This is a genomic window from Clostridium sp. 'White wine YQ', assembly GCF_028728205.1.
Classification (GTDB): Bacteria; Bacillota; Clostridia; order Clostridiales; family Clostridiaceae; genus Clostridium_T.
The window spans coordinates 1-7,876 of sequence record NZ_JAQYUU010000014.1; the positions used below are offsets into that span (position 1 = coordinate 1).

The 7,876-nt window shown below is 32.0% G+C and carries 6 protein-coding genes, 2 tRNA genes and 1 rRNA gene; 6 read left to right on the plus strand and 3 right to left on the minus strand.

The features are described from left to right. The first annotated feature begins 241 nt into the window (after window positions 1-241). The 3 genes from rrf (at window position 242) to glcT (ending at window position 1,481) form a co-directional block, all read left to right on the plus strand. Window positions 242-358: ribosomal RNA gene (gene rrf / locus PTZ02_RS19105) — 5S ribosomal RNA — on the plus strand. Between the two features lie 5 nt (window positions 359-363). Next, a tRNA-Lys gene (locus PTZ02_RS19110) sits at window positions 364-439 on the plus strand. A gap of 175 nt (window positions 440-614) precedes the next feature. Then, window positions 615-1,481: a glucose PTS transporter transcription antiterminator GlcT gene (gene glcT / locus PTZ02_RS19115; RefSeq protein WP_274229334.1), complete on the plus strand. Its 867-nt coding sequence runs from the start codon at window positions 615-617 to the stop codon at window positions 1,479-1,481. Between the two features lie 28 nt (window positions 1,482-1,509). On the opposite strand, the gene PTZ02_RS19120 is transcribed toward glcT, so the two are convergent. After that, window positions 1,510-1,986, minus strand: coding sequence for a PTS sugar transporter subunit IIA (locus tag PTZ02_RS19120; RefSeq protein ID WP_274229335.1), 477 nt, complete (start codon window positions 1,984-1,986; stop codon window positions 1,510-1,512). A gap of 414 nt (window positions 1,987-2,400) precedes the next feature. Here PTZ02_RS19120 and nagE point away from each other — a divergent pair, with 414 nt between their 5' ends. Then, window positions 2,401-3,849, plus strand: a complete 1,449-nt coding sequence (gene nagE / locus PTZ02_RS19125; RefSeq protein ID WP_202769007.1) for an N-acetylglucosamine-specific PTS transporter subunit IIBC — start codon at window positions 2,401-2,403, stop codon at window positions 3,847-3,849. Window positions 3,850-3,882: 33 nt separating this feature from the next. Here nagE and asnB read toward each other — a convergent pair whose 3' ends face one another. Both asnB and PTZ02_RS19135 read right to left on the minus strand, forming a co-directional pair. Further along, window positions 3,883-5,724, minus strand: coding sequence for an asparagine synthase (glutamine-hydrolyzing) (asnB, locus tag PTZ02_RS19130; RefSeq protein WP_274229336.1), 1,842 nt, complete (start codon window positions 5,722-5,724; stop codon window positions 3,883-3,885). A 171-nt stretch (window positions 5,725-5,895) separates the two neighbouring features. After that, window positions 5,896-6,333 (minus strand): RrF2 family transcriptional regulator, encoded by a 438-nt coding sequence (locus PTZ02_RS19135; protein ID WP_202769009.1) that lies wholly within the window; start codon window positions 6,331-6,333, stop codon window positions 5,896-5,898. A 332-nt stretch (window positions 6,334-6,665) separates the two neighbouring features. Between PTZ02_RS19135 and PTZ02_RS19140 the strand changes: the two genes are divergently transcribed. Beyond that, window positions 6,666-7,616: an L-lactate dehydrogenase gene (locus PTZ02_RS19140; protein ID WP_202769010.1), complete on the plus strand. Its 951-nt coding sequence runs from the start codon at window positions 6,666-6,668 to the stop codon at window positions 7,614-7,616. An 88-nt stretch (window positions 7,617-7,704) separates the two neighbouring features. Then, window positions 7,705-7,780 (plus strand) — tRNA-Lys (locus PTZ02_RS19145). The last annotated feature ends 96 nt before the right edge of the window (window positions 7,781-7,876 follow it).

Consider the following 7,876-nt stretch of genomic DNA (forward strand, 5'->3'; position numbering starts at 1 on the left):
CAACTGGATACTGTGTGCAATTTTGAAAGAACGCAAGTTTTTTCAACAAATAATTAATTCATAATAGAGTTAATTCAAAAAAGGATTTATTCACATAAGAGTAAATTCACATTAAATTTGATAGATTCGAGCAATGCAAGGAAACGAGGAACGAGAAGCGCAGCATACTATAAGCTATGTGAGCCTCGCAGTGACGAAGTTGACACAGCAGTGCGAAGAATATAGCAAATTTAGAGGTAAAATTGGTGATGATGATACAAAGGTAACACCCCTTCCCATTTCGAACAGGACGGTTAAGCTTTGAGATGCCGATGGTACTGCACGGGAGACTGTGTGGGAGAGTAGGGAATCGCCAATTTATATGGTTTACTAGCTCAGTCGGTAGAGCACATGACTTTTAATCATGGTGTCCGGGGTTCGATTCCCCGGTAAGCCACCAAAATATTAAATACAATTTAGATTTGGAAAGCAACGAGGTAATCCTATAGATATAGGTCCTCGTTTTTTGTATATTATTACATAATTATAATATGAAATAAAAATATAATAATTGAATTTATATGAAAATATAATTAGAATAAATATATAAGTATGAATGGATAGAGGGTGTAAAAATGCAAAAGGCCTTGGAGCAAGATTGTAAAATTATAAAAGCCTTCAATAATAATATAGTTCTTGTGGAAGCAGAGGGTAGGGAAAAGTTATTATTTGAAAAGGGGATCGGCTTTGGTAAAAGACCTGGAGAGTTAATTAAAAAGGGAATAGAAATAGAAAAGATATTTGTAATAGAAGATAAGGATAATTTAAGAAATTTTAGAGAGTTAACTAATAATGTAGATAATGAATTTATTGGATTCTGTGAAGAGATGATATTTTATATATCAAAAGAGCTAGGAGAAGAATTGAGTGAAAACATTCACATAGCACTAACAGATCACTTATCTTTTGCTATTAAAAGACTTAAAAATAATGAAGAAATACAAAATCCATTCGTTGCAGAAGTTGAGACACTATATAAGAAGGAATTTAGTTTAGCACAGGATATTGCAGATAGGATACAAGAAAAACTGGGTGTTTATATTCCAGATGGAGAGGTAGGATTTATAGCACTTCATATACACTCTGCTAGAAAAAATGGTAAGCTTTCTAATACAATAAAATATAGTTTCATTAGTAATACAATAATTGAATATGTTGAGGATGCATTAGAGGTTGAGATAGACAGAAAGTCATTAGATTATGCTAGATTTTTAACTCATTTAAGATTTGCTATAGAGAGAATAACGACAAACAGCCCTATTGCAAACGACTTAATACAAGAGATAAAGAAAAAGTATCGAAAGTCATATAAGATAGCTCAGAATGTAGCTGTAATATTAGAAGATAATTTAGAAGATGTTAAGGTTGTTGAAGATGAGGTAGCTTACTTAGCTATGCATATTGAGAGATTTAGAGTTTCATTAAAAAAGGTTAAAATATAAAGGGTGCTAATTTAGCACCCTTTTTTATTTATTTCTTATAAGTAATAACTGTATCTTTACCAGCATGAACATCTTCACCAATTACAGCATTTAAGTTTTTTAAATTATCTGGGTTAGTAATTAAAACTGGAGTTATTAGTGAAAGACCTTTTGATTTTATAAAATCTCTATCTATTTTTAATATAGGTGTTCCAGCTTTTATTTTAGACCCTTGCTCAGCTAAAGCCTCAAATCCTTCGCCTTCTAGAGAAACAGTTTCTAAACCAACATGTATTAAAAGCTCAGTACCGTCTGAAAGGGTCATAGCAAAAGCATGCTTTGTTTTAAAAAGTAATGTAAGTTCTCCATCAGCAGGAGCTACGATTAGATCTCCAGTAGTATCAATAGCTACGCCGTCACCAGCCATTTTTTGAGCGAATACCTCATCAGGTACTTGAGATAAGTCAATTGTTTTACCAGATACTGGAGCTATAATTTTAACTTCTTTGTTAAATAATCCAAACATAGTAATACCTAATTATAATAAATAATTAGGATAGTTCACTTCCTTCCTAAAAATAAATTCACTAAATTGTTTTCACGGTATTAAAAAAGGCATAAGTTTAAATTAAACTTATGCCTGATAAACAGTAACACGTTTAATTAAATTATAACGGCACGGACATTTGTTGTCAATAACTTAGGGGGATAAATAATAAGTTCTTAAGATTAAAAAAAATTTTTCCTTGAAACCGTTGACAAGTAAAATGGGTTGGTATATACTGAACTTGTAATTAAAGATATTAATCGATACAGCGTGTAACTATTTAGGGCATTAGCTGGAAAGAATGTATTATGTATATTCTTTTCAGCTTTTTTATTTGCAATTATTCATTGATAACCATCTGTATCGAAAAAAATTTATTAGGAGGTTTTCAAAATGTCAAAAGGAAACAACAGAGTTCTTGCTTACCTTCAAAGAATAGGTAAGTCATTAATGACACCAGTAGCAGTAATGCCTGCAGCAGCACTTATGTTAAGACTAGGTCAAAATGACGTTTGGGCTTGGACAGGAAATCAATACTTAATGGAAAAAGGAATTCCATGGATGGCAGCAGCAGGAAATGCTGTATTTGGTCACTTAGCATTATTATTTGCTATTGGTATAGCAGTAGGATTAGCTGAAGAAAATAATGGAGTTGCGGCTCTATCATCAGCAGTTGGTTATTTTGTAATTACAGAAGTTGCTGCTACTTTCAATAAAGATATTAATATGGGAGTATTAGCCGGTATTATAGTTGGTATAGTAGCAGGTGAATTATACAATAAGTATAAAGATATTAAAGTACCACAATTCCTTGGATTCTTTGGTGGTAAGAGATTTGTACCAATCGTTACTTCACTTGTATGTTTAATTCTTGGTGTGTTAGCAGGATACGGATGGATAAGAATTCAATGGGGATTAGATACATTCGGTAATGCAGTTGCTAACTCCGGTTCAGTAGGAACTTTCGGATTCGGTCTATTAAACAGATTGTTAATTCCATTTGGATTACATCACGTAATGAATTCAATATTCTGGTTCCAATTTGGAACATTCACAAATGCAGCTGGAGAAATAGTAAGAGGAGACTTAACAAGATACTTTGCAGGAGATCCAAACTCTGGTCAATTTATGACAGGTTTCTTCCCAATAATGATGTTTGGTTTACCAGCAGCTTGCTTAGCTATGATTACAGCAGCTAAGAAAGAAAGAAGAAAAGAAGTTACTGGTATGTTATTAGGATTAGCATTTACTTCATTCTTAACTGGTATTACAGAACCAATAGAATTCTCATTTATGTTTATAGCACCAGTACTATACGGAATACATGCAGTATTAACTGGTGTAGCAGGAGCAGTAACATATGCTCTTAACATGAAAATAGGATTTGGTTTCTCAGCAGGATTTATTGATTATGCATTAAACTTCAATAAGCCAAATACAAGTAATCCATTAGGATTAGCATTAGTTGGATTAGTATTTGCTGCAATTTACTACTTTGTATTCTTATTCTTCATTAAGAAGTTTGATATTAAGACTCCAGGTAGAGAAGATGAAGATGCTGAAGATGTAGAAGTTAGAAGTTCATCAAAAGGTTCATCAGATTTAGCAGTTAAAGCTCAAGGAATACTTGATGCTATAGGTGGAAAAGGAAATGTTGAAACTATAGATGCTTGTGTAACTAGAATCAGATTATCAGTAGCTGATGGAAGTAAGATTAATGAAAAAGAACTTAAGAAATTAGGTGCTTCAGGAATTATGAAAATGGGCGAAGGAAACTACCAAATAGTAGTTGGAACTTTAGCTGATCCAATAGTTTCACACATGAAAAAATTAATGAAATAAAGTATAAGAGGTTAGGAGAAATCCTAACCTTTTTTATTTAACTAGCTGTATATTATATAGCTCTAACCATAAGTTTAGTTGGATTAAATAAGCTATAAATTGTGGTCCCATCATTAACTGTCCATACCAAGGAATCTTATAGGAAGTTCCTTTGGTGTCAACTATCTCTTGAATTTTCTTCTTATCAATAATATTTAGTATTGGAGAAGATGGCGTGTTTAGTATCTTATTCATTTCCTTACACACTTCTTCAGTATATATTGGATGATAGGTCTTTGGGTAAGGGCTCTTTTTTCTCTCAACAATTTCATCTGGAAGTATTCCTCTTAAGGATTCTCTAAGAAGTCCTTTCTCTCGTCCATTGAGGAATTTTATATTAGAAGGTAAGTTAAAGGCATACTGAACTAATCTAATATCTGCAAAAGGAACTCTAACTTCTAGGGAATTTGACATACTCATTCTATCTTTTCGGTTCAATAGATTTACCATAAACCATTTAACATTTAAATAGAATAATTCCCTCATTCTATAATCTAAAGAACTTTCACCATCTAAGTGAGATACTCTCGAAATAGAATCATTATAGTTTGCATCTACAACCTCCTGAAGTTTTAAATGCTTAAGAGAAGGATTTAATATATCTATTTTGCTTGAAGTAGATCTTGCCCAAGGAAAGGTAGTGGCATTCATCATGTCTTTATTTGTAAACCATGGGTATCCACCTAAGATTTCATCTGCACATTCACCAGATAGACCAATTACAAAATCCTCTCGAATTTCTTTACAAGCCAAGAGGAGAGATGAATCTATATCTGCCATACCAGGTAGATCTCTAGCAATTAAGGCATCTTTCAAGTTAGTAACTAAATCTAAATTGTTTAATAATATTGTGTGATGATTACTATCGATGTATTTTGACATAAATTGTGCCCACTCTTCATCAGGAGTTGGCTGGAAAAGTGATGATTTAAAGTAGGTTTCATTATCTTCAAAGTTAATTGAGTAAGTAGTTAGTTTTTTTCCTCTAGATTTAAACTCTTTTGCTGCAACGGCAGATATTACAGAAGAATCTAGACCACCAGATAAAAATGTTGATAAGGGTACATCACCAACTAATTGTCTTGTGATAGCATCAGTTAAAAGTTCTTTTAAATGCTCCTTGGCTTCATCTTGGGTTTCATTAAAATCTTCGGCTGTAAGTTTCCAATATTCTTTTAGGTAATATCCATTTGGTGAAAAGTTCAAAAAGAATCCAGGTGGAACTTCCTTAATATCTTTAAAAATAGCACTTCCAGGTGCAGTAGCAGGACCTAAAGCAAGAAGCTCAGTTAATCCATTCTCATCGACTCGTGAAGTTATATAAGGATGAGCAAGTAATGTTTTTATTTCAGAACCAAATATTAAGGAGGATCCTTTAATTGAATAAAATAGAGGTTTAACCCCTAGAGGGTCCCTAACTAAGAAAATATTATGAGAATTTTTGTCGTAGATACAAAATGAAAAGATTCCATTGAGTTTATCTACACAATTTATTCCCCAATGAATATAGGAGGTTAATAAAACTTCTGTATCAGAATAAGAGTCAAATGTATGTCCATAGGAAAGGAGTTCTTTTCTTAAGTCTTCAGTATTATAAAGTTCTCCATTATAAACTAAAACATAAGTGTTAGAATTGAGATGCTTTATCATAGGTTGTTTTCCCCCTTCTGGGTCAACAACTATAAGACGTCTGTGTCCTAGGAGTACATTATTGTTTGAAAAAAAGCCTTCACTATCAGGGCCTCTCAGCTTAAGAGTTTCATTCATTGATTCTATAACATTATAGAAAGGGAGTAAATCCTTAGAAAAATCAATCCATCCTGAAATTCCACACATAGTAATACCTCTCTAAAATATATAATAATTAATTTATAGGTTATACTATGAAATATAAAAACAGATAGTTACAATATAAGACTTAAGTTCGACATAAAATAAAAAAATGTCAAGGATAGTATAAATGCCTAAAGAATAAAAAAAGGGTTTTATAAGAATAACTTATAAAACCTAAATACAGAAATCTGGCTCGATTTTTGATTTATACTCTTCAACTAAATCTTCAAGTGATATGTTATCAACCACACTTTCAACAGCTTCTTTCATCTTTTTCCATATGCCAATGGTAACACAGGTTGAAGCACGATCACAGTTTGGATTATCAGTAGCTGCGCAATCAACAGGGTACAATGGACCCTCTAATACTCTTAAGAGCATTCCGATTGTGATTTTTGAAGGTTCAAGAGCTAACATATATCCACCTTGAGAACCTCTAACACTTCTAACATATCCAGATTTATTTAGAGGAGTTATTATTTGTTCAAGATATTTTTCGGAAATTTCTTGGCGGGATGCTATATCTTTTAATGGTACTAATTGCTGATTATAGTGTATAGCCAAATCCAACATTAGTTGAATACCGTATCTTCCTTTGGTTGAAATTTTCATAAAGTACACCTACTTTTTAATATAAATTTTCTAGTATACAAATATTATAAAACATATAGGGATACTAGGCAATCTCTAAAAATGTCATTAATTCTATAATTTTCATTGTATGAAAGTTTTAACTGATATTTTTATTATTCATTAGTATATTATAACCCAAATTAAAGGAATTTCAATAATTTATTTAATTAGTATTGAATCCATATTTTAGATAATAAGAAGATTTGAATGATAAATTGTTACAGGTCAATTAATGATATATACTAATTATAATATATAAGAAAGCAATAGTAAAATTGCTTATATAATGTAGTTTTTTAGGAGGGAAAATAATGGCCATAAAGTCTAGAAAAGTTGCTATTGTTGGAACTGGCCTTGTAGGATCCAGTGCAGGCTTTAGTTTAGTTACTCAAGGAGTTTGTGAAGAAATAATAATGATTGATATTAATCATGAAAAAGCTTTAGGTGAAGCGATGGATTTAAGTCATTGTATTGAATATTTAGACCAACACACTAAGGTTAGAGCAGGAAGCTATGAAGATTGTGCAGATGTAGATGCAATCATTATTACAGCAGGTCCGCCACCAAAACCAGGTCAAAGTAGATTGGATACCTTAGAAGCTTCAGCTAGAATAATGAAGTCAATAGTAGAGCCCATTATGAAAAGCGGGTTTAATGGTCATTTTATTATAATCTCTAATCCTGTTGATATAATGGCATACTATGTATGGAAACTATCAGGACTACCTAAGAGCCATGTAATTGGAACAGGAACTTCAGTTGATTCAGCAAGATTAAAGCACTTTATTGCAGATTTAGTTCAAGTAGATCCTAGAAGTGTTCAAGCGTATTCTATGGGTGAACATGGTGATTCTCAAATGGTTCCATGGTCTCATGTATATATTGGAGGAAAGCCTTTCAGCAAAGTAATAAAGGATAATAAAGACAGAATTGGTAATGTAGATTTAGATAAGCTTACCTTAGATACTGCACAGGCAGGATGGGCTGTTTTTAATAGAAAAGGAACTACTTATTATGGAATTGCTACTGCTGCAGTTGGAATAATTAAGGCGATATTTAATGATGAAAATAAAATAATTCCAGTATCAACATTGTTAGAAGGAGAATATGGATTTAATAATGTATTTGCAGGGGTGCCAGCAGTTTTGAATAAAGATGGAGTAAAAGAATTAGTAGAGATAGAAATGACAGAAGAGGAACAAATTAAGTTTAATAAATCTGTAGAAACAATAAAAAAACATTGCGGTCTACTAAGTATATAAATATATATTTCGGAAAACCTATAATAGAAAGCTTTGGTTGACAAAAAATATAAAGTGGTATACAATACTTGAGGATGTTGTGCATTAAGATCCACTAGCTCAGTCGGTAGAGCACATGACTTTTAATCATGGTGTCCGGGGTTCGATTCCCCGGTGGGTCACCACAATTATTTAAAATGTAAACTTGCTTAGCTTAAAATAAAGAAACTGATTTTTCAATTTGAAAGATCAGTTTTTTACTTTATTAAACAGAGATTTCA